This is a genomic window from Streptomyces sp. NPDC012935, from assembly GCF_042900345.1.
Lineage (GTDB): Bacteria > Actinomycetota > Actinomycetes > Streptomycetales > Streptomycetaceae > Streptomyces.
On record NZ_JBIBBC010000004.1, the window covers coordinates 472,513 to 498,899 of the forward strand.

The window sequence follows — 26,387 nt, forward strand, 5'->3', positions numbered from 1 at the left end:
ACGACGATGAACGCACGCGATGACTCGGGTCACCTCCGGGGCACGGACATCCGCACAGGCACCCCCAAGAGGCCCCGCACAGGCAGCCTCTGGCGGAGCCTGCGCACCGGCCTGCGCGGCTGGGGCGGCGTAGGCGCGATGGCGCTGGTCGTCGCCCTGACGGTGACCTTCGCCCTGCTGCTGCCCCTTTCCCAGCACCGCGACGACGACGCGGCAACCGCGGGCCATGGTCTCGCCCGGGTCAGCCAGGCGAAGGCGGAGGACTGCGAGAACCCGCAGGACCAGAGCCTCTCCCCGGCCGGCGGGGACGACGGCACCCCGGCCGTCGACGCCATCAAGGCCCGTAAGGACCGCCGTCTGATCGTCGGCGTCGACACCAACAGCTACCGCTGGGGCTACCTCGACCCGAACAACCCCTCCGGTGAGCTGGAGGGCTTCGACATCGACCTGGTCCACCGGATCGCCGAGGACATCCTCGGCGACCGCGACGCGGTGCAGTTCAAGGCCATCCCGACCAGCCGCCGTGTCGAGGCGATCCAGAAGGGCGAGGTCGACATGGTGGTCCGCACCATGACGATCAACTGCGACCGCATCGAGCAAGTCGCCTTCTCCGCGCCGTACTTCGTCACCGGCCAGCAGGTCCTGGCCCCCAAGACGTCGAAGATCACCGGCTTCGGCAAGACCCTGGCCGACAAGAAGGTGTGTTCGGCGCAGGGCTCCACGGCGTACGACAACCTGGAGGCGGGCCGGAAGTCCGGCGACCTCCCCGACTCCACCGACATCACGACCACCGTCCCCAACCAGCTCGACTGCCTGGTGAAGTTGCAGCTCGGCGAGGTCGACGCGGTCGTCACGGACGGCGCGCTCGCGGCCAGCCAGGCGGCGCAGGACCCGACGGTGGAACTCAAGGGCGGCCTGTTCACGGACGAGTACTACGGCGTGGCGATGAAACTGGGCTCCGACGATCTGGTACGCCAGGTCAACCGGACTCTGGAGAACTACGTCGAGGACGGCGGCTGGAAGGCGTCGTACGACAAGTGGCTGCATCCGACCATGGACCAGGGCGACAAGAAGTCGGCGTCGGCTACCCCTCCCGACGCGAAGTACAAGTGACCGGGTGACCGGCCATCAACTGACGGACGATTGACGGGAACAGACGGAACAGACACAACAGAACGAACAGACTGAACCGACGGAACACGACAGCAGCGAGAGGTGATCGATGGGCGTCACGGACCCCGCCGGGCCGGTGATGGACCGGGACGAGGTGGACCGTGCGCTGGCGCGGCTCGGCGCGGAGCACGAGGCGATCGAGACCTCGCTCCTCGCGCTGCAGGACCACGCGGGCCGCAGACTTCTCGAGGGCGCCGAGCTCACGGGCGTCACCAAGGAGCGATGGACGACCGCGGAGGCGTCGATAACGCTGCTGTGGGCGTACTTCGACGCGTACACGGACGCGTTGCGCTCCGCCCGCGAGATCCGTTCCCGGCGCCGCTGGTCGAGCCGCGACGACCTGGTGGAGCTGACGGAACTGCTTCGCGGTGAGTCGGTGACCCTGGCGGGCTCGGCGACCGCCACGGCCAACGCCCCGACGCTGCACGGCGGTTCGGGCAAGCTCAGCGAACAGTTCACGCTCGTCACGCTCGTGGACCGGATGAACGAGCTGTACGCGACGTCGCTGGACATGGTCGTCGCCGCCGACGCGGTGTGGTCGGCGCTGCCCGCCCGCATCGATTTACTGGCCGCGGAGCTCCAGCGAACCCGCCGGCTCGCGCACTCCGTCGGCGTACGCCCCGGCGAGCACCCGGCGGGCGACGACCTGGAGCGCATCACACGCACGCTCACCAAGCTGCGCTCGGAGGTGGTGTCCGACCCGCTCGCGTACTGGATCCCCACGCAGGGGAGTTCGGCGCCGGGCGGCGGCAAACCGGACACCAGGGTCTACGACCGCGAGGCGCGCGCCCTGGAGGACGTACGCCGTGAGATCGACGCGGTGTTGACGGTCCGGCAGGACGCCGAGCAGCGGCTGGTCCGCCTGCGGGACGTGCTGTCGCGCGCGGACCGTACGCTCGCAGAGGCCCGCACCGCGCGCGGCGAGGTGCTGGCGAAGATCGCCGCCACGGAGGTGCCGGTCGTCAGCGGCCCGCCGACGGTGCTGCAGGAGCAGCTGGCGACGGCCGCCGAGTACCGCAGACACGCCCAGTGGCACCGCCTGTCACCGCTTCTGGAGTCCCTGGAGCAGAAGGCGGAGGACGAACTGCTGCGCGCCCGCGAGTCGTTGACCGCGGTCACCGCTCCGCTGGCGGTCCGCGCCGAGCTGCGCGGTCGCCTCGACGCGTACAAGGCGAAGGTGGCCCGGCACGGCCTGGCGGAGGACCCGTTCCTCATCGAGCGGTACGACGCGGCCCGCCGCATGCTGTGGAGCGCGCCCTGCGACCTGCGTGTCGCCGAGCAGGCCGTGCTGCGTTACCAGCAGGCGGCCGCCGAACTGCTGGGCAGCGGGCGGGTGCCGGGGCCACGCGCGCCGGAGGACCGGAGGGGGCCGGGATCATGAGGGTCAGGGGGGTGTCGTCGTCATGAGTCAGCCACAGCAGAGCTGTCAGCGACCGGACTGCGGCGGGACGTACGAGGACGTGGGCGGCGGCGAGCTGTACTGCGACACCTGCGGTCTCGCCCCGGTCGTCTCGGCGACCGGCACGGTCGGCTCGCCACCCACCGGGGTGACGGCCGGCGGCAAGGCGTCGCGCGGGTCGGCGGGCAGCGGAAGCTCCCGCTCCAGCAGCCGCGGCAGCTCCCGTTCGTCGTCCCGTACGTCGTCCCAGTCGTCGAAGTCCCGGCGCTCGGTGTCGGGCCGGCTGTCGCGTTCGCTGTCGGGCCGTTCCACGGGCCGCTCGGTGTCGGTGCGCAGCTCCGGCTCCACGGCCGGCTCCAGCGGCCGCGGGCGGCTCGGCGTCGGCCTGGTCCAGGTCCCGGACGTGCCGCGCCCCGACCCGCGCGCGATGGTGCTGGAGAACCCGGAGGTGCCCGAGCGCAAGCGGTTCTGCTCCCGCTCGGACTGCGGCGCACCCGTCGGCCGGGCCCGCGGCGACCGGCCGGGCCGTACGGAGGGCTTCTGCACGAAGTGCGGCCACCCGTACTCCTTCGTCCCGAAGCTGAAGTCCGGCGACATCGTGCACGGCCAGTACGAGGTCGCGGGCTGTCTGGCGCACGGCGGCCTCGGCTGGGTCTACCTCGCCGTGGACCGCGCGGTCTCCGACCGCTGGGTGGTGCTCAAGGGCCTGCTCGACACCGGCGACCAGGACGCGATGGCCGCGGCGATCTCCGAGCGGCGCTTCCTCGCGGAGATCGAGCACGCCAACATCGTGCGGATCTACAACTTCGTCGAGCACCTCGACCAGCGCACCGGCTCGCTCGACGGCTACATCGTGATGGAGTACGTCGGCGGCAAGTCGCTGAAGGAGATCGCCAATTCACGCCGTACCGGCACCGGCAAGCGGGACCCGCTGCCGGTGGAGCAGGCGTGCGCGTACGGCATCGAGGCGCTGGAGGCCCTCGGCCACCTGCACAGCCGCAACCTCCTGTACTGCGACTTCAAGGTCGACAACGCCATCCAGACCGAGGACCAGCTCAAGCTGATCGACATGGGCGCGGTGCGCAGGATGGACGACGACGAGTCGGCCATCTACGGCACGGTGGGCTACCAGGCGCCCGAAGTCGCGGACGTCGGCCCGTCGGTGGCCTCGGACCTGTACACGGTCGCCCGCACGCTCGCCGTCCTCACCTTCGACTTCCAGGGCTACACGAACGTCTACGCCGACTCGCTGCCCGACCCCGACAACATCGAGGTCTTCCACCGGTACGAGTCCTTCTACCGCCTCCTGGTCCGCGCCACCGACCCGGACCCGGCCCGCCGCTTCGCCTCCGCCCAGGAGATGACGGAGCAGCTCACGGGCGTACTGCGCGAGGTCGTCTCCCTGCAGACGGGCCGCGCGAGGCCGTCCCTGTCGACGCTGTTCGGCCCGGAAGTACGGGTCACGGACACGGAGTTGTTCCCCAAGCTGGACGGGGAGGTCTCGCGGTTGGGTGCGCGGATGGCACCTGCCGGGAAGGGGACCGTCGCATCCTTCACCCACGCCCCGGCGAACGCCCTGGCCGCCGGTGCCGCCGCGGGCGCCGGCATCGTCAGGGTCGTCGACGCCCCCGTCGCCGCCCTCGCGCTGCCGGTCCCCCACGTGGACCCCGCCGACCCCAACGCCGGTTTCCTCGCCGGTCTGATGACCACCGCGCCGGCCGAGCTGCTCGGCGCCCTCGGCGCCGCGCCGGCGCCGTCGACCGAGACCCGGCTGAGGCAGGTGCGGGCCTGGCTGGAGAACGGCGACACCCGCACCGCGCACGAACAGCTGCTGGAGCTGGAGGACGAGCGGCCCGACGACTGGCGGGTCGTCTGGTACCGCGGCGTGGCGGCGCTCGGCACCGGCGACCACGAGGGCGCCGCGCTCGCCTTCGACGCGATCTACGACGCCTTCCCCGGCGAACCGGCGCCCAAGCTGGCCCTGGGCCTGTGCGCGGAGGTGCTGGGCCAGCTGGACAACGCCGCCGAGTACTACCGCCTGGTGTGGTCCACCGACCCCAGCTATGTGAGCGCGGCCTTCGGTCTCGCCCGCGTCCAGCTCGCGACCGGCGACCGCCGCGGCGCGGTGGGGACCCTGGAGTCGGTCCCGGAGAGCTCCATTCACTACACGGCCGCACGCGTGGCGGCTGTCCGCGCCCGGCTGCGTCAACGCACGGCGGCCGCCTCCGACGTGCCGTTCCTGGACGACGTGACCGCAGCCGCGGGCCAGGTCGAGGCGCTGGACGCGTATGGTCTGGACCCGGCGCGCCGGGAGCAGTTGTCGGCGGAAGTCCTCGGTTGCGCGCTGGACTGGATACTCTCCGGTGGCCAGGGTTCCGCCCCGCCGGCCGCCGGAGGACGGACGCTGCTCGGCAGCGGCCTGGACGAGCGGGGACTGCGTTTCGGCCTGGAGCGTTCGTACCGCACGCTGGCCCGGCTCGCGCGGGGCGGCGAGGAGAGGATCGACCTGGTGGAACGTGCCAACCGTTACCGCCCCCGGACGTGGGTGTAGTTGATGTCGCAGATGCCCCAGCTGTCCGCCTGCCCGAGCTGCGAATGGCCGCTCGAGTCGGGTGACCGTTTCTGCGGTGCGTGCGGATATGACCTGTCCGCCGTGCCCGTACGGCCGGACGACCATCCGACCATCGCCATGAACGGCTCGGTGCCGCCGCCTGCCACGGGCGCGCCCGGCGCGGACTGGCCCGTCGCCGCACCGGACGGCGCCGCCCCCGAGGCCGCCCATCTGCCGACGGACCTCCCCGGCACGGACTCCGGCGGCCGCGACCTGCCCCCGGCCGCGCCCCCGCCCCCGCAGTCACCTCCGCCCGCTCCGCAGGTGCCTCCGGCGGCCACCGCTCCCGACGCGGCGCACGGCACACCGGGCGCCCCGGCGCACGGCAGCCACGGCGTCCCGGGCGCGTCCCCGGCTCCCGGCCACCACGCACAGCCCGGCCACCACGCGCCACCCGCCTACCCGACCGTCCCGGCCCCGGGAGGCCCCGCCGTGCCCAGCGGCCCGCAGACGCCCCACGCCCCCGCCGGTCCCCCGGCCCCGACCGGCTCCCCCGACTCCCCGGTCTCCCCGGCCTCCGGCGTCCGTTTCGACCGTCCGCCGGAGCCCGACGAGTACGCCCGTCCTGAGCCCGACGAGTACGCCCGTCCTGAGCCCGACGAGTACGCGCTGCAGGCACCCGACCCTCGCGTGTCCTCCGCCGCGCCGACCCCGGCCGAGGGCACCAAGGTGTGCGTGGCGTGCCGCGCGGGCCGAGTCGACCACGACGGGTACTGCGAGAACTGCGGGCACGCCCAGCCGCGCGAGCGCGACCACATGGAGCAGGACGCCGGCCCCGTCGCCGCCGTCAGCGACCGCGGCCTGCGCCACCACCGCAACGAGGACGCGTTCGCCATCGGCTGCACCACACTGCCCGACGGCCGGCCCGCGGTCCTGGCGGTCGTGTGCGACGGCGTGTCCTCGGCGACCCGCCCCGACGACGCCTCGATGGCCGCCTCCCGGGCCGCGAGCGAGTCGCTGCTGGCCGCACTGCCGCGCGGCGCACACCCGCAGCAGGCCATGCACGACGCGATCATCGCCGCCTCCAACTCGGTCAACGCCCTCGCCAACGAGCCGGCCACGGCCCGCGAGCAAGCCCCGCACCAGAACGCCCCGGCCTGCACCTTCGTCGGCGCCGTGGTCACCGCGGGCCTGCTGGTGGTCGGCTGGGTCGGCGACAGCCGCGCCTACTGGGTCCCGGTGGACCGCAGCACTCCCCCGGCCCGGCTCACCGAGGACGACTCCTGGGCCGCGCAGATGGTCGCCGCGGGCCTGATGAACGAGGCCGAGGCGTACGCCGACGAGCGCGCCCACGCCATCACGGGCTGGCTCGGCGCGGACGCCTATGAACTGGAGCCGCACACCGCTTCCTTCAAGCCGGACCGGCCGGGTGTAGTGGTGGTGTGCACGGACGGGCTGTGGAACTACGCGGAGGCGGCCGACGACATGGCCGACGTCGTGCCCCTCGACGCCGCCGCGCGCCCCCTGCACAGCGCCCAGGTCCTGGTCGGACACGCGCTCGACGGCGGGGGCCACGACAACGTAACAGTGGCCGTCCTGCCGTTCCCGGCGCCGCCGATGGGGGCAGGATCGGCCTGAGGCCAACTGCGGGGACGGCCTCATCGGACCGGAGGGGACCGGTCCGTCGACAGCCATAGCCCCACTACGGGGTTTTTAGGGGGATTTGAGAACGTATGGCCAACTTCTCGAAATCAAATGTGCCGCAGTTCTCGGTGGACGTGTACCAGAACGAGTACCTCCCGGAGGGCGGTCGCGAGGTCAACGCGATCGTCACGGTGACCGCGACCGGCGGCGGCACGGTCGGCAGCGCGGTCGCCGCGCCGCACCTCTACTCGCCGGGCCAGGGCCCGTCCGCCGGTGTCGCGATCATGGTCGACTGCTCGGGCTCGATGGACTACCCGCCGACCAAGATGCGCAACGCCCGCGACGCCACGGCCGCCGCGATCGACACCCTGCGCGACGGCGTGCACTTCGCGGTGATCGACGGCACGCACGTGGCCAAGGAGGTCTACCCCGGCGGCGGCCGTCTGGCGATCGCCGACGCCACCACCCGCGACCAGGCCAAACAGGCGCTGCGCAGGCTCAGCGCGGGCGGCGGTACGGCCATCGGCACCTGGCTGCGGCTCGCCGACCGTCTGCTGTCCTCGGCGGACGTCGCCATCCGGCACGGCATCCTGCTCACCGACGGCCGTAACGAGCACGAGTCGCCTCAGGACCTCAAAGCCGCCCTCGACACCTGTGCCGGACACTTCACCTGTGACGCCCGGGGCGTGGGCACCGACTGGGAAGTGAAAGAAGTCACAGCCATCGCCTCGGCGCTGCTCGGCAGCTCCGACATCGTCGCCGATCCCGCCGGTCTCGCCGCCGACTTCACGCAGATGATGGAGACCGCGATGGGCAAGGAGGTCGCGGACGTCGCCCTGCGGGTGTGGACGCCGGTGGGCACGACCATCAAGTTCGTCAAGCAAGTCGCTCCGACGGTCGAGGACTTGACCGACCGCCGCACCGAGGCCGGTCCGCGCGCCGGCGACTACCCCACGGGCTCCTGGGGCGACGAGTCCCGTGACTACCACGTATGCGTCGAGGTGCCCGTCGCCGGCCTGGGCCAGGAGATGCTCGCCGCCCGGGCCTCCCTGGTCATCCCGCAGTCCGACGGCACCGCACAGAACTTGGGCGCGCAGGGTCTGGTACGGGCCGTTTGGACCGACGACATGGTCGCCTCGACCTCGATCAACCCCCAGGTCGCCCACTACACCGGCCAGGCCGAACTGGCGCAAGTCATCCAACAAGGCCTCGATCTTCGCAAGTCGGGCGATATCGATGGAGCAACGGCCAAACTGGGCCGCGCCGTTCAGCTCGCCGGCGCCTCCGGAAATGCCGATACGGCGAAACTCCTTGCGAAGGTGGTGGACGTGGTCGATGCCGCGGCGGGTACTGTGCGACTGAAGGCGAAGGTCGCGGAGGCCGACGAGATGACTCTCGAGACACGGTCCACAAAGACTGTTCGTGTAAAGAAGTGACCTAGCAGGACCCAGCAGGACCCTGAAAAGGATCGAGCCTGACCCCTTGGGGTTGGAGAAATCCGGTCGTGAGCGGCCGGAAAGGAGAGGGGGAAGCGCCGACATGCCGACCTGCCCGAACGGACACCAGTCGGGTTCCGACGACTGGTGCGAGGTCTGCGGTCACCGCATGGCCGGTGCCGTACCTCCGCCCCCTCCGCCGCCGCCCCCGCCCGGTGGCGGCTACGGCTTCCCGCCGCCCGGCGGCCCCGGTCCCGGTGGCCCCGGTGGCCCTACTCCCGGTGGCCCGTTCGGCGGCCCGAACGCCGGTCAGCCGGGCGGCCCCCCGCACCCCTCCGCCGTACCGGAGCCGGAGCTCTGCCCGCAGTGCCGTACGCCCCGCGAGGGCGGTGCGCCGTTCTGCGAGGAGTGCCGGTGGAACTTCCTGACCAACACGGCGACCTCGTACACCCCCGCAGCCCCGCGCCCCTCGGGGCCCGGCGGCCCGGGCCTGCCCTCGCACTTCCAGCAGCAGTCGGGGCCCCCGCCGTCGTTCGGCGGCGGTGACTCGTACGACTACCAGGGCTCGCGCCCGTCCCAGATGAACCGCCCCGCGGAGCCGATCCCGCCGTTCGGCGCGGAGCCTGCGGGACCGGGCGGACCTGGCGCTCCGGGTGGCCCGGGTGGTCACGGTGGTCCTGGTCCCGGCGGCCAGGGCGGTCCTGGGGGCCCCGGCGGTCCCGGCGGCATGGGTGGCCCCGGCCCTGGTCAGGGCTTCGGCGGCCCCGGCGGCGCCCCGGGCGGCTTCGGTCCGGGCCCCGGCGGCCCGGGTGCCACCAACCCCAGCGGTCCCGGCGGCCAGGGCGGCCAGGGCGGCCAGGGCGGTCACGGTGGTCCCGGCGGTCACGGTGGTCCCGGCGGCCCGGGAGGCAACGGCCCCTCCGTCTTCGGCGACCCCTCGCGGCAGGCTCCTCCGCCGCCCGGGCCCACGCACCCCGGCGGTCCGGGCGCGACCAGCGGTGGTCCGCAGGCCTTCCAGCAGGCAAACCCGTCCGCTCCGCCGGCCCCGCCCGGGTTCCCGCAGGAGACGAACCGCCCGCCGCAGGGCGGCCCGTCCTTCGGCGGCGGTGACGACGACTGGGTGATCTCACCGCCCTCGTCGGGTCCCGGCGGTCCGGGCGCTCCCGGTGGCCCCGCCCAGGGCGGCTACGGCTACCCGCAGCCCGGCGCCACCCAGGCCCCGCCCCCCGGTCAGGGCTACCCCCAGCAGCCGACGACCTGGATGGCGACGATCGGCCCGGACCGTGAGTACTTCATGGCGATGATGCAGCGCTCCGGCCCCGAGGCCGCGGGCCTGAACCTGCCCGCGTACTCGCCCGAGCAGCAGCGCACGCTCACCGGCAACCAGGTCACCATCGGCCGCCGCCGCCACTCCACCGGCGAATCCCCCGACATCGACCTGTCGGTGCCGCCGGAGGACCCGGGCGTCTCCCACCAGCACGCGGTCCTGGTCCAGCAGCCCGACGGCACCTGGGCGGTCGTCGACCAGAACTCGACGAACGGCACCACGGTGAACGGTTCCGAGGAGCCGATCCAGCCCTTCGTGCCGGTTCCGCTGCAGGACGGCGACCGGGTGCACGTAGGGGCGTGGACGACGATCACGGTCCGGCGCGGCTAGCCGGACCACGACCGGCCGGCTCCGGGCGCGGCTCGAACGCAAGACCGGGAGGGGGCGGTCGTACGGCGGGAAAGTGCCGTACGACCGCCCCCTCCCGGTGTTTCAGCCGGGCAGCGACCAGGCGTACGGCCCCTCCGGGTCGTCCAGCCAGGCCCACTCGTGCTCACCGCGCACCGTGATCCCGAACCGCTCCCGCTGCGGCTGCCCCTCGCGCTCCCACAGCGCGTACGCCTCCTGCGGATCGAGGCTGCCGCGGGTCAGCGCCAGCAGAAAGCGGAACAGCTCGTCCTCCCGGGCCCGGCGCGGCAGCCCGGCCACGGGCGAGGACTCCAGCTCGGTCCGGATCCCGCCACGCAGCGGCACGAAGTAGGCGGGCGTGTGCAGGAAGCGCCCTTCGGCGTGCCCGGCGTCCTGGACGGTGAGGGCGAGCAGGCCGGTGGCGAGCGGTGTCAGGATGCGGGCACCGGGGCGGCACTGGGCGAGCCAGGCACGCGGGATCGACGGCAGGGCGCAGGTCGCGATGATGCGGTCGAAGGGGGCGCGCTCGGGCACGCCGCGCGCCCCGTCGCCCGTGACGACGACGGGGTGGTACCCGGCCGCCGTCAGATGCCGCCGGGCCGACTCGGTGATCTCCGGTTCCAGGTCGATGCTCGTGACGAGGTCGTCGTCGCCGAGCCGGCGGGCGAGCAGGGCGGCGTTGTAGCCCGTGCCCGCGCCGATCTCCAGGACGCTGTCGCCGTCCGTCACCTCCAGCGCGACCAGCATCATCGCCATCAGGGACGGCTGGCTGCTGGAGGAGAGCAGCTCGCCGTCGCGCAGCCGGGTGGCGAGAGGGGTGTCGGCGTACGCGCCGCGCATCCACCGCTCACGCGCGGCCGGGTCGGGACTCTGACCCCAGCGGCGCTCGTAGCCGCCCGCGACGCCGACGTAGTAGTAAGGCACGAACAGGTGCCGTGGCACGGCGGCGAAGACGTCCCGCCACCGCGGGTCCGCGCTCCACGCCCCGTCGGCCTCGATCTCGCGCACCAGCGCGGCCCGCGCCGAGGCGGCGAGGTCGTCCAGGTCGTTGTCGAGAGCGTGCGCGCTCATAGGTCCACTGTCCTGCGCGAGAGGGCGCGAGGCGAGCACTCCGCCGGACGATCCGGAACGCGTCACTCGGGGAGGCCTGCCCCTTGGCGACCGCTGGTCCTAAGCCTCAGGTCCTCCGTCTTCGCGTCTGAGACCATGGACGGGTGAATGAGATTCGGCGCGGCACGCTTCAGGAGCAGACCTTCTACGAGCAGGTCGGCGGGGAGGAGACCTTCCGCCGCCTCGTCCACCGCTTCTACCAGGGCGTGGCCGAGGACCCGCTGCTGAAGCCCATGTACCCCGAGGAGGACCTGGGCCCGGCCGAGGAACGCCTCACGCTGTTCCTGATCCAGTACTGGGGCGGCCCGACGACGTACAGCGAGAACCGCGGCCACCCCCGCCTGCGCATGCGCCACGCCCCGTTCACCGTCGACCGCGCGGCCCACGACGCCTGGCTGAAGCACATGCGGGACGCCGTCGACGAGCTCGGCCTCTCCGAGGAGCACGAGCGGATCCTGTGGAACTACCTGACGTACGCGGCGGCGTCGATGGTGAACACCGCGGGCTGAGCCGGCTGTCAGCGAACGCTGACATCCAGAGTGCCGAGTCCCGCACGCCGTACGGCGATCGACCCGTACGGCGTGCGCAGCCGCAGCCACGCACCGGACGAGAGCAGTGCCAGCTCCCTGGTGGCGCGCAGGAATCCCAGCGACTGGGCCGCGTGCACGGCACGCACCGGCAGATGAGTGTCCCCGACGGTCCGGGACCAGATCTCCCGACCGACCCGGTCGAGTTCGGCCCGGGTGCGCTGCTCTTCCGCCAACCCCTGGGTACGCGCCCGGAACTCCGCGACACCCGCACCGATCATCGCCCGCAGGGCATCGGGCGCGGGCAGCCCCGGCACCGCCCGCCATCCGCCGCGCGGCGGGAGCACCCCGGCCCACGGCGGCCCGGTCACGGCCCCCGGCACGGCCGCGGTGGCCGCCGACTCGTCGACGGACTCCAGGAGTTCCCCCGCGGAGACGGTCACGTCCAGGGTGACGTCGAGCCCGTCCTCGTACGGCTTCGCGAGGCGTGCCGCGCGGATCGCCAGCACCTCGAAGGACGGTGGCCGTCCGAAGACGGCGAGTGCGGTGCCGGCCGCCTGCAGGCGCACCGCGGCTCCACGGTCGTAGTGGAGCAGCCGGGAGAGGAAGGCCGCGAGATCCGCTGCCTCCCCCTCGTCGGCGAGGTGGAGCACCGTCATGCGGCGACGGCCTCCTCCTGGGCGCCCGCATCGTCCGCGTCGTCCGTGTACTCGCGGAGGAACTCCTTCTCCTCCGCGGTGAGCCGGCGCGGCCGCTCCGCCTCGAAGTCGAACGGCACGACCACCGTCGAGGCCCGGACATAGACCAGGTCGTCGTCCTTCACCTCGTAGGTGATGGTGAAGGACGCGGCCCTGATCTCACTGACCCACAGCTCGATGTCCACCGGGTGGTGCCGGTGGACGAGCTGCCGCTTGTAGTCGATCTCGTGGCGCGCCACCACCGACCCCTGCTTGAAGTCCTTCTCGGGACGGAACAGGAAGTCGATACGGGCTTCCTCCAGGTAGCGGACGAAGACCGCGTTGTTGACGTGTCCGTACGCGTCCATGTCGGACCAGCGCAGGGGGCAACGGTAGATGTGGCGCAAGATCGATCAGCCCCGGGTCAGCTTCTTGTAGGTGGCACGGTGCGGACGGGTGGCGTCCGCACCGAGCCGCTCGACCTTGTTCTTCTCGTACGACTCGAAGTTGCCCTCGAACCAGAACCACTTGGACTCGCCCTCGTAGGCGAGGATGTGCGTGGCGACCCGGTCGAGGAACCAACGGTCGTGGGAGACGACCACGGCCGCACCCGGGAACTCCAGCAGCGCGTTCTCAAGGCTCGACAGCGTCTCGACGTCCAGGTCGTTCGTCGGTTCGTCGAGGAGCAGCAGGTTGCCGCCCTGCTTGAGGGTGAGCGCGAGGTTGAGGCGGTTGCGCTCACCACCGGAGAGGATGCCGGCCGCCTTCTGCTGGTCGGGGCCCTTGAAGCCGAAGGCGGAGACGTACGCCCGCGAGGGCATCTCGACCTGGCCGACGTTGATGTAGTCGAGCTCGTCGGAGACCACGGCCCACAGGCTCTTCTTCGGGTCGATGTTCTCGCGGCTCTGGTCGACGTACGAGATCTTGACGGTGTCGCCGACCTTGATGCTGCCGGAGTCGGGCGTCTCCAGACCCTGGATCATCTTGAAGAGGGTGGTCTTGCCGGCGCCGTTGGGGCCGATGACACCGACGATCCCGTTACGCGGAAGCGTGAACGAAAGATCATCGATGAGAACCTTCTCGCCGAAGGCCTTGCTGAGGTTGTTGACCTCCACGACGATGCTGCCCAGACGCGGGCCCGGCGGGATCTGGATCTCCTCGAAGTCCAGCTTCCGCATCTTGTCGGCCTCGGCGGCCATCTCCTCGTAGCGGGCGAGGCGCGCCTTGGACTTGGCCTGACGCCCCTTGGCGTTGGACCGCACCCACTCCAGCTCTTCCTTGAGCCGCTTGGCGCGCTTGGCGTCCTTCTGGCCCTCGACCTTGAGACGGGTCTGCTTGGTCTCCAGGTACTTGGAGTAGTTGCCCTCGTAGCCGTGGAGCCGGCCGCGGTCGACCTCGCAGATCCAGCCGGCCACGTTGTCGAGGAAGTACCTGTCGTGGGTCACGGCCACGATGGTGCCCTCGTACTTGGCGAGGTGCTGCTCCAGCCAGTTCACGGACTCGGCGTCGAGGTGGTTGGTGGGCTCGTCGAGCAGCAGCAGGTCAGGAGCTTCCAGCAGCAGCTTGCACAGCGCGACGCGGCGCTTCTCACCACCGGAGAGGTTGACGACGGGCCAGTCACCGGGCGGGCAGCCCAGGGCGTCCATGGCCTGCTCCAGCTGCGCGTCGAGGTCCCACGCGTTGGCGTGGTCGAGGTCCTCCTGGAGCTTGCCCATCTCTTCGAGCAGCGCGTCGGAGTAGTCAGTGGCCATCAGCTCGGCGATCTCGTTGAACCGGTCGAGCTTGCCCTTGACCTCAGCGACACCCTCCTGGACGTTCTCCAGGACGGTCTTCTCCTCGTTCAGCTTGGGCTCCTGCATCAGGATGCCCACGGTGTACCCGGGCGACAGGAACGCCTCACCGTTCGACGGCTGCTCCAGCCCCGCCATGATCTTCAGAATCGTCGACTTACCGGCGCCGTTCGGGCCGACGACGCCGATCTTCGCTCCGGGGAGGAAGTTCAGGGTGACGTCGTCGAGGATCACCTTGTCGCCGTGCGCCTTGCGCGCCTTGCGCATGGTGTAAATGAACTCAGCCAAGAGAAACCGTCCGGCAGCTTGAAATCAGGCAGTGGGCAGATACACCCCATCTTGCCGGATCGCCACCCCTGGGGGGAAACCCGTATTGCCGATGGACCCTGACCTGGGGTTTCGCCGCGGAAGGCCGCAGGCCTGGCGGCGGTCCGCCCTGCCGGGCTGCCGACAGCTCAGTGGGAGGTGCCAACGGCGCAGTCGCCGAGCCGCGGGGAGGTCGGGCGTCCGGCCGGGCGCATCCGGGTGTTGATTCCGGCGCGCCGTCGGGACATATAGGAATTTTTCACATTAACCTCCCGTAACTGTACGAAGTCGATCTCTCGCGGATCGCACCCACCTCACTCCATCGGAGATGACATGCACAACCTTCGCAAGGCTGCCGTCATGGCCGTTGCCATCGGCACCGTCGGACTCCTTGGCGCCGGCACCGCCACCGCCGACGGCCACGGCCACGGCGGCAAGGGCGGGGACAAGGTCAGCGTCCTGCAGAGCTCGAACTGCAAGTCCCACGACCTGAACGTCGACGTCCTCGGCAACGTCGGCATCCTCAACGGCGCGCTGGGCAACGCGCTCAACGGCGAGGGCGACACGGCCGCGCAGGCCACCCACCTCGGCTCGAGCATGGGCTGCGACAACAGCGCCTGGTAGACCCTGTTCCGAGACGGGGCTTCTCGCCACGTCTCACGCCGTGACTCTGGCGGGTGCGCATCGGTAACCCATGGCGAGACCTACCGGTGGAGTACGGGCCGCGACAGACGGCTCATGGGTTGTTCCGCCTTCGGCAGTGCACCCCCCAGGCACCCCGTGAACCAGTCAGGGGCTTGATCCAGCAAAGTGGATCAAGCCCCTGATCTGGTGTTCTGCCGGGGCACACACAGGCGCCGGCCGGCCTGTCTCAGTCCTGTGTCGGCAGCTGCTTCTTCCGTACGACGATCAGTGCCGCGCCGCCGATCACGACCAGGCCGATGGCGATGCCCGTGATCAGGGGGGTCATCGCGGAGCCACCGGTCGCGGCGAGGTTGGTGTCGTCGGTCGCCGTGCCGACCGTGGCGGGACTCGGCTCGGCGAGGGTCTGGGTCAGGGTGCCCGCCGCCTCGGCCTCGCCCATCTGCGTCATGCAGTCCAGCACTCCGGTGAACCGCTTCTCGAAGCCCCCCGGCCCCTGGATGGTGAAGTCGTACGCCTGGTCCTCCTGCAGCGGGACCGTGACCGTCCGTGACTCGCCCGCCGGAATGCTGTGCTCGACCCCGAGCAGCTCGAAGGTGAACGCCTCGGTGCCCTCGTTGGCGGCCGTGATGTCGACGCCGCCCTTGTCGCAGTTCTCCGCGGCGGACAGTGCGGGTATCGCTCCGGTCTTCGCCCAGCTCGCGCTCGCCGTCGCCGAGACGGTCGACTCGCTGGAGCCGGCCAGGATCTGCGTCTGGCTGCGGCTCTCGGCGGCGAAGGCGCGCCCCACCGGCACGGTGGTCGAGGCCTGCACGGTCAGCTCGGCCTGACCGGCCGCCGCGTTCTCGGGAACCTCGAAGAACACCTGACCGCCGTCGACCGCGGACGTGACGGCCCTGCCGTCCTTGTCCACGATCCGCACGCCACTGGTGGCGGCGTCCGCCGGGGGCGTCAGCGTCACGCCGTCCGCGTCGGTGTGCACCGTCACCGGACCGAGCCGCTCACCGGGGTGGCCTGAGACCGCGGGCGGGTCGAGGCGCAGGGACGCATCGGGCTCCGCCGCGCCCCGCGCAGTCTTCTCCAGGTAGTCCGCGAGCTGCTCGGCCTGCGGGTCGACGGCGTCGACGTCCGCACCGTCCGAGTAGCGCCAGATGGCCACCTGCGTACCGGCCGCCGCGTCCTGCTCGGTGAGGCCGCCCTTGACGCCCGCCTTGCCCGCGAGGGCGGCGAGATCGTTCACCTGCGGGTAGGAGTTCTGCAGGATCCAGCGGATCTTGCCCGCGTCCTTGTTGGCGCCCAGCGAGGTGCCGCTCCAGGGCGTCTCGTGATACTTGGCGTCGCGCTGCGTGGGGTTGTGGATGTCGACGCAGTACGTCTGCAGCATGCCGCCGCCGTCGACGGACATCTCGAACAGGCCGGCCGAGATCTCCTGGTCGCCGGCGTCGGCGTGGACGACAGCGGTGCCGTAGGTCTTGAGGCCACCTATGGTCGCGGTCGCCCCGCCCTGGCTCCAGGCTGCCCCGTCGGCCGCGGCCGTGCCGGCACCGGCCACCACCGAGGCGGCAACGAGCCCGGACACCAGGGTCGAGGCGGCCAGTCGAGCCGCCCCTCGCCCACGCACCGACAGCGCAGAGAACGCAGCAAACACAGAATTCCCCTTCGAGCAGGACCCGTTGACGTGGGGGGCACGGTCCCACCAGCAGAAGCTTCAAGCCCCGAGAGCTATGTCCGGCATCCTAGGTACGCGGCGCACCACGCTTCCCTGCGATCCCGTCGGAGGGCCGATCCGACTCGGAATCGTTATCGCCAAGATCCCTTGCGAGCAGGGCTTATCGACAAATCCACCGGGGTCGTTCGGAACGCATTCGCCGATAAGCCGCACTTCGGTCAGCCACTTCAGGTGACTGACGTCACGTCACTGCCACTGGCTCCTGGGCGTGTTGGGAGTCTGCGTCGGCGGGTGGTGTCTCCCACTCGGGCTCGGGCAGCGCGGATGCTGGTGCTGATGCGGAAGCAGCGGCTGAGGCTGTGGCCCCGGCCTCCGGCCTGAGGGTGCGCCGGAAGGCCGACGTACCGCGAGCGAGGTCGTGTCCGATGGCCGTCGCGTCGATGTCGGCCGAGGTCCAGCTCTGCCCCTCGCGTACGTCCGAGCGCACCTTCAGCCGTCCCTGCACCACGACGGGGTCGCCCACGTTCAACGACCCGGCGGCGTTCGTCGCGAGCTGGCGATTGGCCCACACAGTGAAGAAGTTGGTGTGCCCGTCGGTCCACTCGTTCTTCCCGCGGTCCAGGTAGCGCGAGGTCACGGCCAGCCGGAAGCGCGCGGACGGTCCCGTCGTCAGCTCCCGGTACACCGGCTGTGTCGCCACGTTGCCCACCGCGCAGATGATCGTCTCGTTCATCTCGATCCCTCCCCTTGCCCGGCCTCTCCCGCCGGGCGGATACGCGTACGGGCCCGTCCCGTACGGCTGCGTCCGACCGACCTTCGCGATCGCCGCGAAGCCAGACTGCCTCCGTCGGGCCGAGCCCGCTGAGCCCTGTGGATCACCGCGCGCCTGTGGACAACTCCGCCACCCGAACGGGTGACCGCCGGGCCACGCGGAGGCCCGCGGGGCTCGCGGCACCCGTCCGAGTACGCCTCCCCCCCCCGGCCCGACCGCAGTCGTCGCCGCTCAGGTCATTTCCCTGCGGACCCCACCCCCATCACCCGCCCGTACTGCTCCCGGACCTCCCGGTAGCGCAGCAGCTCCGAGGCCACCGGATCCAGTACCCGGGCCCGCCCGCACCCGGCCGCCGCCTCCCGCAACCGCCGTTCCGCCTCCAGGCCGTACCGCCGTGCTGGCCCCCGGGCCGCCATCCGGCAGCCCCACTCGACGAACGGGCCGCCGACGATTCCGGCCGTCATCAGCAGCACCGGCACGCCCAGGTTGGGCGCCATCACCCCGACGATCTGCCCCACCAGCCAGAGTCCGCCGATGACCTGAAGGATCGTCATGGACGCCTGCACCAGTACGGCCGCAGGCCACCACCCCGGCCGCGGCGGCCGCCCGGGCGGCAGTCCGGCCCGTGCGGCCAGCTCGTCCAGCGCCTCGGGCAGCCCCTGAGCGCCCCGTACGGCCGACTCGCGCACCGCCTGCGCCCACGGCGTGGGCAGCCCGGCCGACGCCCGGTCGGCGACCGTACGCACCGCCTGTTCGACGCGCTGCCGCGCGGTGGCCTCCTCGTCCGTCTGGATCCGCACGGACAGGCGTCCCGTCGAGGGCTCGCCCCGGTCCTGGTACCAGCGCCACAGCCGCAGCCAGGGCGTTCCGCACGCGCGGTTGGCGTTGCGCAGCCACGCCCGCTCGGCGGCCTCGCCGGCGGCCGTGGCGCCGATCGCGTCCGCGAGCCGGGCGGAGAACTCGTCCCGCGCCTCCTCGCTGAGCCCCGTCCGCCGCCGCGCGGCGTAGACAGGCCGCAGCCGCCACCCGGCGGCGTCCACGTCGGCCGAGATCCGTCGCGCCGCCGACCCGCGTTCCGCCACGAACTGGCCGAGCGCCTCACGCAGTTCGCCCACGCCCTCCCCGGTGAGCGCGGACAGCGCGAGCACGATGGCACCCGGTTCGCCGTGCTCGCCCAGCGCGATGCCGTCCTCGTCGAGCAGCCTCCGCAGGTCGTCGAGGACCTGGTCGGTGGCCTCCCCGGGCAGCCGGTCGATCTGGTTGAGGACGACGAACATGATCTCGGCGTGACCCGCCATGGGCCGCAGATAGCGCTCGTGCAGGACCGCGTCGGCGTACTTCTCGGGGTCGACCACCCAGATGACCGCGTCGACGAGTGCCAGTACTCGGTCGACCTGCTCGCGGTGCTGCACCGCGGCCGAGTCGTGGTCGGGCAGGTCGACCAGGACGAGCCCGCGCAGCTGCCCGTCCGCGGCCGCGTTCTGCGCGGGACGCCGCCGCAGCCGCGGCGGGATGCCGAGCCGCTCGATGAGGCCGACCGCGCCGTCGCTCCAACTGCAGGCGAGGGGCGAGGCGGTCGTCGGCCGTCGCACGCCCGTCTCCGAGATGGTCACCCCGGCGAGCGCGTTGAACAGTTGCGACTTGCCGCTGCCGGTGGCGCCCGCGATGGCGACGACGGTGTGCTGCCCGGAGAGCCTGCGCCGCGCCGCCGCCTCGTCGAGCACCCGGCCCGCCTCGGAGAGCGTCTTGTTGTCGAGCCGGGTGCGCGAGAGCCCGACGAGTTCACGCAGCGCGTCGAGCCGGGACCGCAACGCCCCGTCGTACGCCAGCGGCGTCACGACCTGCGCCCCGGACGCGCGAGGTTCCACGACGGCGGGTTGTTCCGGACCGGCGCTCTCATTCACCCGCCTTGCGATCAGCCCGTCGTCCCAGGGGGTCGCGGATTCCGTACCGGAGGAGGAGTCGGTGCGTGCGGAGTCCGTACGCGAGGAGTCCACCCGAGAGGCGGAATCCGTACGAGGGGCGGGATCCGTGCGTGCGGAGGACTCCGTACGGGACGAGGACTCCGTACGGGACGCTGGTTCTGTGCGTGTGGAGGAATCCGTGCGTCGGGAGGTTCCACCGCCCTTACGGCTGCCCGGGTCCGAAGCACCGTTATGCGCGGGTGTGTCACCGTCTCCCCTGCGGCCCCCGGTGTCACGGCTCCCCTCACGCGCGGGCGCGACACCGCCCTCACGGCCGCCGGAGTCGGAGGCCTCCTCACGCGCGGGCGTAACGCTTTCCTTACGGCCGCTCTCCTTACGGCCGCCGGAATCGGGAGCGCCTCCACGCGCGTGCGCGTCAACGTCCTTACGCCCACCGGGCTCGGGGACACTCACCCGCATCTGTGCCTCACCATCCTCACGGCCGCCGGAGTCGAGGCCCCCCTCGCGCGCGGGCGTGTCACTGTCCGTCAGGTCCTCCACGCGCGCGTGGCCGTCGTCCGCCCGGCCATCCCACTTAGCGAGCTTCCTCCAGAGCATGCTTCGGTTCTCCGGCTCCTCGACGGCTGCGGAACCCTCACCCTCGCCGGGCGTTTCCGCCGCGTGATCGCCCTCCACGGGGAGGCGGTTCCCGGCAGCGCCCTCCGACGGGCCCTTCACCGGGGTGTTGTTCTCGCGCACGGCGTTCCTCGCGGCGCCGTCCTCCTGCTGATCGGCGTGTTCCGTGTGGTCCTGGTCAGTGACGGCAGTCACCGGTCACCTCTCCTTCTGCAGTACGGACAGCGCGGCGATGAGTTCGGCCTGGGGTTCCGGATGGACCTCCAGGGCGTCGAGCGGGGCGAGCCGCCGCTCGCGTTCGTTGTGCATGACCCGGTCCAGGTGCTCGGTGAGCAGCCGCCCGGCCCGATCGCGCAGCCTCAGCGCGCCGTGCGCACCGATCCGCTCGGCCAGCCCCTCCCCCGCCGACCGTGCCCGGCGTCCGCCCAGCAGGGCGGTGGCCACGAGGGCGGTGACGACCTCGGAATCGGGGGCGACGCTGCGGTCGAGGACGCTCACCTCGTCCTCCGCGTACTCCTCGAGCTCTCTGCGCCAGCGCCGTACGGCCATCCCGATGCGGTGTTCGACGCTCGCCGACCGTGGGTCGCGGCCCGTCAGTTCGGGGGCCGCGGCGGCCGGTTCACGCTGCCAGGCGTCGTCGACGCGCTCGTCGGCCGCGGTGACGGCACACAGCAGAAGGGTGCTCAGGCTCTCCACCAGCGACTCGAGCAGCTCGCTGGCGGAGCAGTCGAGCGGGAAGGCGCGCCAGCGCTTCAGCGCGTCACCGGCGAGCACGGCACCGGCCTGCAGCCGGCTCCGCACGCGCGCGTACTCACTGTCGTACGCGCTGTCCACGGCGCTGGTGAGCCGTAGTGCTGCCGCGTACTGGGCGGCGGCGGCGTTCGCCAGCTCGGGCATGCGGACCTTGAGCGAGTCGAGCAGGCCGTTGGCCGTCCGGATGATGGCGTGTTCCCGTGCCCCCGGGTCCTGGGCCTGCTGGCTGAGCCAGGTGCGCAGCGGCGCCACCGCCGTGGCCGGCAGCAGCCCGCCGCCCCAGGCCGACTCGGGCAGCTCGGGCACGGTGAAGCGGGGGACGTGGCCGAGGCCGGCCTTGGTGAGGAGCGCCCCGTACTGCCGGGACACTTCGGAGACGACCTGATGCGGAACCCTGTCCAGAACGGTCACCAGGGTGGCGTCGTACTCCTTGGCGGTGCGCAGCAGGTGCCAGGGGACGGCGTCGGCGTACCGGGCGGCCGTCGTGACCATCACCCAGATGTCGGCCGCGCAGATCAGTTGGGCCGCCAGGACACGGTTGTCCGCGATCAGGGAGTCGATGTCGGGCGCGTCGAGGAGGGCGAGCCCGGGCGGCAGCGTGTCGGCGGTCTCGAGCCGCAGCACGCGCGCGGAGTCCTCACTCGGCGCCATCAGCTCCTCCGCCGGATCCTGCTCGGGCATCCACACGCGCGCTAGGTCGGGCAGCACCCTCACCCCGCTGAACCAGTGATGGTCGTCCGGATGACAGACCAGCACGGGATTGCGCGTGGTTGGCCGCAGCACTCCCGCCTCGGTCACGCGCCGGCCCACGATCGAGTTGACGAGCGTCGACTTGCCGGCCCCGGTGGATCCGCCCACCACGGCAAGCAACGGCGCTTCGGGCTCTCTCAGGCGGGGCACCAAATAGTCGTCGAGCTGTGCGAGCAGTTCGTCGCGGTTGGCACGCGCGCGTGGCGCCCCCGCCAGGGGCAGCGGAAAGCGTGCGGCCGCGACACGGTCGCGCAGGGCGGAAAGTGCGTCGAGCAGCTGAGGCCGTACGTCCAAGGTCACCACATGCGAAGAATGCCCAATTTTAGGGGAATTCTGAAGCATATGCGCACGTCTGCGCGCCGACGGGACACAAGGGATGGAAGGGACGACTGGGACACAGGCATAGTCCAGGCATAACGAGTGCACAACACCCGGGGCGCGAGAGGCCAAAAGCGGTGCACGATTCGTACCTGCCTGCGATTATCAGGACCGCTTCACCGAACCTCCACATCGAGCCACGGAGGCGAAGCAACAGGGACACGGACGCGGGAGCCCTATCCTTGTCCCCGGCAACGTCACGGATCAGCCCACACCCGGGCGCACCACGACCGAGGCCACCACAACCGGCCCCCGTAGCTCAGTGGATAGAGCAGGCGCCTTCTAAGCGCTTGGCCGCAGGTTCGAGTCCTGCCGGGGGCGCCCAGTCTCCGCCCTCCTTCGGGAGGGCGTTTTTGCTGGTCAGGGTGCCTTCCTGCCGACGCGACGAGCCGCGGGCGCCCTCTTGATGATCAAGGGCAGGATCCGGGGCCGTCCGGCTGTGCGGCTGTGCGGCTGTGCGGCTGTCACCGGGTTTTCGCGGGTGGCTGTGTCTAACGTGTCGAAGCTCCCAGCCGAAGATCAATCAGCGTCGGGCAGCTCGGGGAGGCCTCCGGCTGCTTCGAGGCGCTTCTTCAAATCAGAAAGTTGCCCCTCGACACAGCGGGCGTACGTGGCGCGGAGTACCGGCACGCTGTTCCGGCCCACTCGGCCACCTGAGCGGGCGCTATCCCCACGTTGAGCCGTTGGCGCCGGAAGCTTACGGGGCCGTGATCACTCGCGCCAAAGCAGCGCCACCCCAAAGTCGCTACGCCGACCACGCGCCCGATTCAGAGCCGGAGCACGAGCCATCGTCGAGAGGGAAACGGGGCTGACTGCCTACGACCCCCAGACAGGATGCTCGCTGGCGGAGATGCAACCACAAGGCGCGACAGGGCTGATGTCGAGGATCACCGACGATCTGCGCAGTCGCTACGGTGGTTGATCAACCTCCGACGGTGGCGTGGCGGAGGCCGGTGAGGGTGCAGCGAGGCACACGCGCGCCTGCTCGGTCGACCAACCCGCCGTCATGGCCGACTGTCGTCGGCTGAGGTACAGACCCCATCGAATTTTCAGCTCTGTTCAGTGCGAAGGCGTGAAGCCGGCGGACTGGTCGAGGTGGATGCAGAGTCTGGAGTTGTCGGAGTCCAGCCCTCACGCAGAGCAAACCGAACGGCCGCGGCAACACCGGACGCCAGTGCAGGATCAGCCTCGCGTCGTCCGGCACCAGCCGCTCCACGATCGAGACCACGGCCCGACGGCCACCGATCCAAACATGAGATGGCATGGAAGCGCCGGGCCGCAGATTCGAGTCCAGGCCTCCACAGCACCGAGCCTGCTCGGTCCGCCTCGAACGGTGGGAGCGAGCAGGCTCGGTGGTTGCTGAGGTGCGACCGGGCTACGCCAACCAGTCCTCGGGGAGAGTGCCATCGCTCCCGCTCGTCGGCAGTACGCCTTGGTCCGGTGTGATCGTGCGCCAATGGCCCTTTGAATCCTCTTGCGTGAGGAAGAGGATGACCCGCTTTTTCTCACTGAGCGGGTCGCCGTCCGGGTAAGGGTCGCCGCCTGAACACCGCTGAGGAGTGGATATGACCTTGAGGTCGGTGTGCCCCACGTCGTCGCCCTTCAGGACAGGAAGCCCGTCTGTGCTGACCGAATAGACGTGTGCTTCGGTGCCGAAGACCGTCTCGTTTCCGACCCTTTTGACAACGTCTGCAGTGACGACGTAGTCCGCTTGCTCAAGTGCATCTTTCGGAGTGGCAAAGCTGGGCCAGTCACGGCACTCCTTGCCGTTCTCGGCGCTTGATGCGGACGAACACGCCACCAGGCACGCCATGGCTAGGGGGGCCAGCAAGAATCGTACTTTCACAGTCAGCATCCTGTTCCGTGTGGAGCCTTGTTGCCCGTCGACGGACAGGTCGCCGTCGGACGGACAACAAGGCAGGCACTCCGAGGCCTCGGCGTACTATCCGGTGGCGAGCTTGCCCATGTTGTACGTGGACGTATACCCGATGTCACTGTAGTGCTTCTTACCGCCGTACGCTCCGGCGTGCACGCCTCGTGCGACGTCACCCTTGGTGCTGCTGGCGACGGCACCGCCGCTGTCGCCGGCGGCGCTTGAGTAGGACGCCGCGGACTGCCCATAGACAACGCAGTTGCACGTGCTGCTCGTGTGACTTGCGTTGGTGGAGGAGATCGTCCCGCAGCGCGGGTTCTCGGAGTTGCGGCCGAACAGGCAGGCCGCGGATCCGATGGAGCCCAGAGAGGACTTCTTGACGACCCGGGCCTTGTTCGAGGCTTTCTGGTACAGCCACGTCTTGGAATTGCTGGGAATGGAGATGAAGCGCATGTCGGCATGCGTGCCGGCCTTGAGGGCGTTGATGCCCGTCAGGGACCCATAGGTCCCGCTGCCCGACTTGACCGCGCCGCTGTTGGTGCCGCGCCAGCAGTGCCCGGCGGTCACCGCCCCACGCTTACCGTTACGGTTGACCACCCAGCCGACGGTGCACGCCCCGCCCGTCCTGCTGATGCCCACGCCGCCACGCCGCGGCGAGTCACACTTGTTGCGGGAGGAGCACGCCTCGTCGCCCCCGTCCCCTTCTGCAATGTTCGCGGGAATGTCCAGCCGGTCCAGGACCGACCGGACGCCGTCCGGTGCAGTGCCCGGACGGAGGACCACCTTGAGCCGGTTGGTCGCGACGTCCTCCTCGACGGCCACTACAGGCAACTCGGCGTTGTCAGCCGCCGTGGCCCACGCCCACACGGCCTCCATGGCGTCGGTGAGTTCCGCCGACGAGTGCTGGACGACGCGGAACTCGACGTCTTCGCTTGAGCTGCCCGACGCGACGGTCTCCGCCGCCAGCGTGTCCTGAGTCTCCTTCGGTGGCAAAGCGCCGGCGAACTGCACGACCAGGCGCCCGCCGTTCTTGTTGTCGAGGAAGTGGCCGCCGTAGTTGTCCTGCTGAGCGAACTTCTGAACTGTCGGCTCGACTGCGGATATCAGCGCGTCGCGGCGCTCCATCTCCGCTGCCTCGGCGGCTGTTCCGATGAAGCCCCATTCGTTGACGAGTGCCTGCGTTCCCCCGTCCGCGGAACCTGTGGAGGCCGCTTTGGTGTTCAAGATGGCAGCCAGCTTGCTCTCAGTGGCCTCGAACCCGAGTTCGCGGCGCATCCGCAGAGAGTCGGCGATGACGTCTTCGTCGACCTGTTCCAGAGTCAGGTCGACTGTGTCAGGTGAGGCGGGCGCCTGCGTGGCTACCGCAGGAACCGCCGCTGGGACGAGCATTGCGGCGGCTGCCAGGGCAGGCAGTATGACAGATCTGAAACTCATTGAATCCCCCATGAAGTGAGCGCCCACAGCGGTTGCACGGAGCCCCCGACAACTGCTGTGGATGCGTACGCGCACACGTGGTCATCGTGTGCGCTGAGGCGTTGGTGATCGCCGGGGCAAACCATAGAAGGCTCGAACACATGAATCAATGAAGTTTCTTGCCGCCACGTAACTTGACTCCTGACACTGACTCAATTCTTGCCATACGCCTGTCCGACAGTCGCGCCTGATCAGTCCGCCAATGCAGGCACCAACAAAAGGTCGCGAGGTGGGTCCGGGACCGTTCGGCCGTACCGGAACCCACCGGTCCGGAGCGTTATCCGGCCACTTCCCCTTTGCCCGTCGGCTCAAATCGGGACCTCATGCGAAACGAGAGGCACGACGAGCGGTTGTCGGACGACGAGTTGGAACTGTTCATCCAATACCCGTCTCAGTCGGCCGCCCTCAAGTTGCCCAACGCCTCCCCAAGGCCGAGCTCCGTGGGGCCCCGGGACTGGAGGCCCTGCTCGAAGAGCTCAGCCGTACGCTGTGTTGCTTTCTCGCCTCGGACGAGTTGCTGGAACAGCGCGGCGTCCGCGCGCACTTCGGCGGGAGTGGGCAGGCTGATGGCGTTGATGGCCGACTTGGCGGCGATCAGGGCGTCGCGGGGGAAGCCGCCGATCCGCGTGGCGATGCCTGCCACGAACTCGTCGAGTTCGGCGTCGGGGACTGCACGGTTGACCCATCCGTAGCGTTCGGCGAGGTCGGCGTCGAAGTCCGATGAGGTCAGGACGGCTTCGAGTGCTCGGCCCCGGCCCAGCAAACGGGTGAGGTGCTGGATCGCGCCCGCGCCCGGGGGCGTTCCGATTCCCACCTCGGGCTGGCTGAGGATGGCGTTCTCCCGTGCGGCGAAGCACATGTCGCAAGCCAGGAGGAACTCACTGCCCGCTCCCCGCGCCCGGCCGCGCAGCTTGCCGATGGTGACGGCCGGGAGCCGGCTCAGCCTGCGGAACAGCATTCCGAGGGACGCGTCGCCGGGGCCTCCGGCCTTCGCGGCCTCAGCGGTGTACTCGGCGACTTTCGTCAGGTCGACGTGCGGGAAGAAGAAGTCGGCGTCCGCGCTGTCGAAGACCACCACGCGGGGCGCGCTGGGGTGGGACAGCTCGTCGAGGAGTGCGACCAGGTCCCGCACGACCTCGGGACCGATGAGGTTCAGCGGCGGTGCGTGGAACGTGGCGGACAGGACGTTGCCGTCCAGCCTGGTGTTGATGGTCTCGTAGGACGCCGTCATCCCGATCTCCTCGTCCGG

At 70.7% G+C, this 26,387-nt stretch carries 19 protein-coding genes and 1 tRNA gene; 9 read left to right on the forward strand and 11 right to left on the reverse strand.

Going from position 1 to position 26,387, the window contains the following annotated elements; all coding sequences use genetic code 11:
- Nucleotides 1-6: 6 nt before the first annotated feature.
- The 6 genes from ACFY5C_RS13935 to ACFY5C_RS13960 all read left to right on the forward strand — a co-directional run bounded on the left by ACFY5C_RS13935 (nt 7) and on the right by ACFY5C_RS13960 (nt 9,860).
- Nucleotides 7-1,113 carry a glutamate ABC transporter substrate-binding protein gene (locus ACFY5C_RS13935; protein WP_389444065.1) on the forward strand — a complete coding sequence of 369 codons (1,107 nt, stop codon included), beginning with the start codon at nt 7-9 and terminating at the stop codon, nt 1,111-1,113.
- Nucleotides 1,114-1,222: 109 nt separating this feature from the next.
- Nucleotides 1,223-2,554: a hypothetical protein gene (locus tag ACFY5C_RS13940; RefSeq protein ID WP_389444066.1), complete on the forward strand. Its 1,332-nt coding sequence runs from the start codon at nt 1,223-1,225 to the stop codon at nt 2,552-2,554.
- 22 nt (nt 2,555-2,576) lie between these two features.
- Nucleotides 2,577-5,123, forward strand: coding sequence for a tetratricopeptide repeat protein (locus ACFY5C_RS13945; RefSeq protein WP_389444067.1), 2,547 nt, complete (start codon nt 2,577-2,579; stop codon nt 5,121-5,123).
- A 3-nt stretch (nt 5,124-5,126) separates the two neighbouring features.
- Complete coding sequence (locus ACFY5C_RS13950) at nt 5,127-6,761, forward strand: protein phosphatase 2C domain-containing protein (RefSeq protein ID WP_389444068.1); 1,635 nt, start codon at nt 5,127-5,129, stop codon at nt 6,759-6,761.
- 95 nt (nt 6,762-6,856) lie between these two features.
- Nucleotides 6,857-8,203: a VWA domain-containing protein gene (locus tag ACFY5C_RS13955; RefSeq protein ID WP_389444069.1), complete on the forward strand. Its 1,347-nt coding sequence runs from the start codon at nt 6,857-6,859 to the stop codon at nt 8,201-8,203.
- Nucleotides 8,204-8,306: 103 nt separating this feature from the next.
- Nucleotides 8,307-9,860 carry an FHA domain-containing protein gene (locus ACFY5C_RS13960; protein ID WP_389444070.1) on the forward strand — a complete coding sequence of 518 codons (1,554 nt, stop codon included), beginning with the start codon at nt 8,307-8,309 and terminating at the stop codon, nt 9,858-9,860.
- Nucleotides 9,861-9,962: 102 nt separating this feature from the next.
- Here ACFY5C_RS13960 and ACFY5C_RS13965 read toward each other — a convergent pair whose 3' ends face one another.
- Complete coding sequence (locus ACFY5C_RS13965; protein WP_389444071.1) at nt 9,963-10,949, reverse strand: methyltransferase domain-containing protein; 987 nt, start codon at nt 10,947-10,949, stop codon at nt 9,963-9,965.
- Nucleotides 10,950-11,092: 143 nt separating this feature from the next.
- Between ACFY5C_RS13965 and ACFY5C_RS13970 the strand changes: the two genes are divergently transcribed.
- A complete protein-coding gene (locus ACFY5C_RS13970; RefSeq protein WP_389444072.1) occupies nt 11,093-11,497 on the forward strand; it encodes a globin in 405 nt (134 codons plus the stop codon).
- 8 nt (nt 11,498-11,505) lie between these two features.
- On the opposite strand, the gene ACFY5C_RS13975 is transcribed toward ACFY5C_RS13970, so the two are convergent.
- From ACFY5C_RS13975 to ettA, 3 genes are read right to left on the reverse strand one after another with little or no spacing between them, the layout of a single operon-like run.
- Nucleotides 11,506-12,174, reverse strand: a complete 669-nt coding sequence (locus tag ACFY5C_RS13975; protein WP_389444073.1) for a hypothetical protein — start codon at nt 12,172-12,174, stop codon at nt 11,506-11,508.
- A complete protein-coding gene (locus ACFY5C_RS13980) occupies nt 12,171-12,599 on the reverse strand; it encodes an acyl-CoA thioesterase (protein ID WP_389444074.1) in 429 nt (142 codons plus the stop codon). Before ACFY5C_RS13980 ends, ACFY5C_RS13975 begins: the two co-directional genes overlap by 4 nt.
- Nucleotides 12,600-12,605: 6 nt before the next feature.
- Nucleotides 12,606-14,270 (reverse strand): energy-dependent translational throttle protein EttA, encoded by a 1,665-nt coding sequence (ettA, locus tag ACFY5C_RS13985; RefSeq protein ID WP_389444075.1) that lies wholly within the window; start codon nt 14,268-14,270, stop codon nt 12,606-12,608.
- A gap of 351 nt (nt 14,271-14,621) precedes the next feature.
- Here ettA and ACFY5C_RS13990 point away from each other — a divergent pair, with 351 nt between their 5' ends.
- Nucleotides 14,622-14,912, forward strand: a complete 291-nt coding sequence (locus tag ACFY5C_RS13990; RefSeq protein ID WP_389444076.1) for a hypothetical protein — start codon at nt 14,622-14,624, stop codon at nt 14,910-14,912.
- Between the two features lie 247 nt (nt 14,913-15,159).
- On the opposite strand, the gene ACFY5C_RS13995 is transcribed toward ACFY5C_RS13990, so the two are convergent.
- The 4 genes from ACFY5C_RS13995 to ACFY5C_RS14010 all read right to left on the reverse strand — a co-directional run bounded on the left by ACFY5C_RS13995 (nt 15,160) and on the right by ACFY5C_RS14010 (nt 21,717).
- Nucleotides 15,160-16,578 carry a Cys-Gln thioester bond-forming surface protein gene (locus tag ACFY5C_RS13995; RefSeq protein ID WP_389444077.1) on the reverse strand — a complete coding sequence of 473 codons (1,419 nt, stop codon included), beginning with the start codon at nt 16,576-16,578 and terminating at the stop codon, nt 15,160-15,162.
- Between the two features lie 262 nt (nt 16,579-16,840).
- Nucleotides 16,841-17,332, reverse strand: a complete 492-nt coding sequence (locus tag ACFY5C_RS14000) for a single-stranded DNA-binding protein (RefSeq protein WP_389444078.1) — start codon at nt 17,330-17,332, stop codon at nt 16,841-16,843.
- Nucleotides 17,333-17,607: 275 nt separating this feature from the next.
- The gene (locus ACFY5C_RS14005; RefSeq protein ID WP_389444152.1) at nt 17,608-19,755 is read right to left on the reverse strand and encodes a GTPase; all 2,148 of its coding nucleotides are present in this window, start codon (nt 19,753-19,755) and stop codon (nt 17,608-17,610) included.
- 354 nt (nt 19,756-20,109) lie between these two features.
- A complete protein-coding gene (locus tag ACFY5C_RS14010; protein ID WP_389444079.1) occupies nt 20,110-21,717 on the reverse strand; it encodes a dynamin family protein in 1,608 nt (535 codons plus the stop codon).
- Between the two features lie 323 nt (nt 21,718-22,040).
- Between ACFY5C_RS14010 and ACFY5C_RS14015 the strand changes: the two genes are divergently transcribed.
- Nucleotides 22,041-22,113, forward strand: a tRNA-Arg gene (locus tag ACFY5C_RS14015).
- A gap of 1,054 nt (nt 22,114-23,167) precedes the next feature.
- On the opposite strand, the gene ACFY5C_RS14020 is transcribed toward ACFY5C_RS14015, so the two are convergent.
- The 3 genes from ACFY5C_RS14020 to ACFY5C_RS14030 all read right to left on the reverse strand — a co-directional run bounded on the left by ACFY5C_RS14020 (nt 23,168) and on the right by ACFY5C_RS14030 (nt 26,369).
- Nucleotides 23,168-23,647 carry a hypothetical protein gene (locus tag ACFY5C_RS14020; RefSeq protein ID WP_389444080.1) on the reverse strand — a complete coding sequence of 160 codons (480 nt, stop codon included), beginning with the start codon at nt 23,645-23,647 and terminating at the stop codon, nt 23,168-23,170.
- An 87-nt stretch (nt 23,648-23,734) separates the two neighbouring features.
- Entirely contained in the window at nt 23,735-25,099 is a 1,365-nt protein-coding gene (locus tag ACFY5C_RS14025) for a hypothetical protein (protein WP_389444081.1), read from the reverse strand.
- Nucleotides 25,100-25,529: 430 nt separating this feature from the next.
- Nucleotides 25,530-26,369 carry an enoyl-CoA hydratase/isomerase family protein gene (locus ACFY5C_RS14030; RefSeq protein WP_389444083.1) on the reverse strand — a complete coding sequence of 280 codons (840 nt, stop codon included), beginning with the start codon at nt 26,367-26,369 and terminating at the stop codon, nt 25,530-25,532.
- Between the last annotated feature and the right edge of the window lie 18 nt (nt 26,370-26,387).

What these genes read in the sequence shown, in the direction of transcription:
- ACFY5C_RS13935 (WP_389444065.1), top strand. Translation starts at nt 7, where the DNA reads ATGAACGCACGCGATGACTCGGGTCACCTCCGGGGCACGGACATCCGC.
- ACFY5C_RS13940 (WP_389444066.1), top strand. Translation starts at nt 1,223, where the DNA reads ATGGGCGTCACGGACCCCGCCGGGCCGGTGATGGACCGGGACGAGGTG.
- ACFY5C_RS13945 (WP_389444067.1), top strand. Translation starts at nt 2,577, where the DNA reads ATGAGTCAGCCACAGCAGAGCTGTCAGCGACCGGACTGCGGCGGGACG.
- ACFY5C_RS13950 (WP_389444068.1), top strand. Translation starts at nt 5,127, where the DNA reads ATGTCGCAGATGCCCCAGCTGTCCGCCTGCCCGAGCTGCGAATGGCCG.
- ACFY5C_RS13955 (WP_389444069.1), top strand. Translation starts at nt 6,857, where the DNA reads ATGGCCAACTTCTCGAAATCAAATGTGCCGCAGTTCTCGGTGGACGTG.
- ACFY5C_RS13960 (WP_389444070.1), top strand. Translation starts at nt 8,307, where the DNA reads ATGCCGACCTGCCCGAACGGACACCAGTCGGGTTCCGACGACTGGTGC.
- ACFY5C_RS13965 (WP_389444071.1), bottom strand. Translation starts at nt 10,949, where the DNA reads ATGAGCGCGCACGCTCTCGACAACGACCTGGACGACCTCGCCGCCTCG.
- ACFY5C_RS13975 (WP_389444073.1), bottom strand. Translation starts at nt 12,174, where the DNA reads ATGACGGTGCTCCACCTCGCCGACGAGGGGGAGGCAGCGGATCTCGCG.
- ACFY5C_RS13990 (WP_389444076.1), top strand. Translation starts at nt 14,622, where the DNA reads ATGCACAACCTTCGCAAGGCTGCCGTCATGGCCGTTGCCATCGGCACC.
- ACFY5C_RS14000 (WP_389444078.1), bottom strand. Translation starts at nt 17,332, where the DNA reads ATGAACGAGACGATCATCTGCGCGGTGGGCAACGTGGCGACACAGCCG.
- ACFY5C_RS14005 (WP_389444152.1), bottom strand. Translation starts at nt 19,755, where the DNA reads ATGCGGGTGAGTGTCCCCGAGCCCGGTGGGCGTAAGGACGTTGACGCG.
- ACFY5C_RS14020 (WP_389444080.1), bottom strand. Translation starts at nt 23,647, where the DNA reads ATGCTGACTGTGAAAGTACGATTCTTGCTGGCCCCCCTAGCCATGGCG.
- ACFY5C_RS14025 (WP_389444081.1), bottom strand. Translation starts at nt 25,099, where the DNA reads ATGAGTTTCAGATCTGTCATACTGCCTGCCCTGGCAGCCGCCGCAATG.
- ACFY5C_RS14030 (WP_389444083.1), bottom strand. Translation starts at nt 26,369, where the DNA reads ATGACGGCGTCCTACGAGACCATCAACACCAGGCTGGACGGCAACGTC.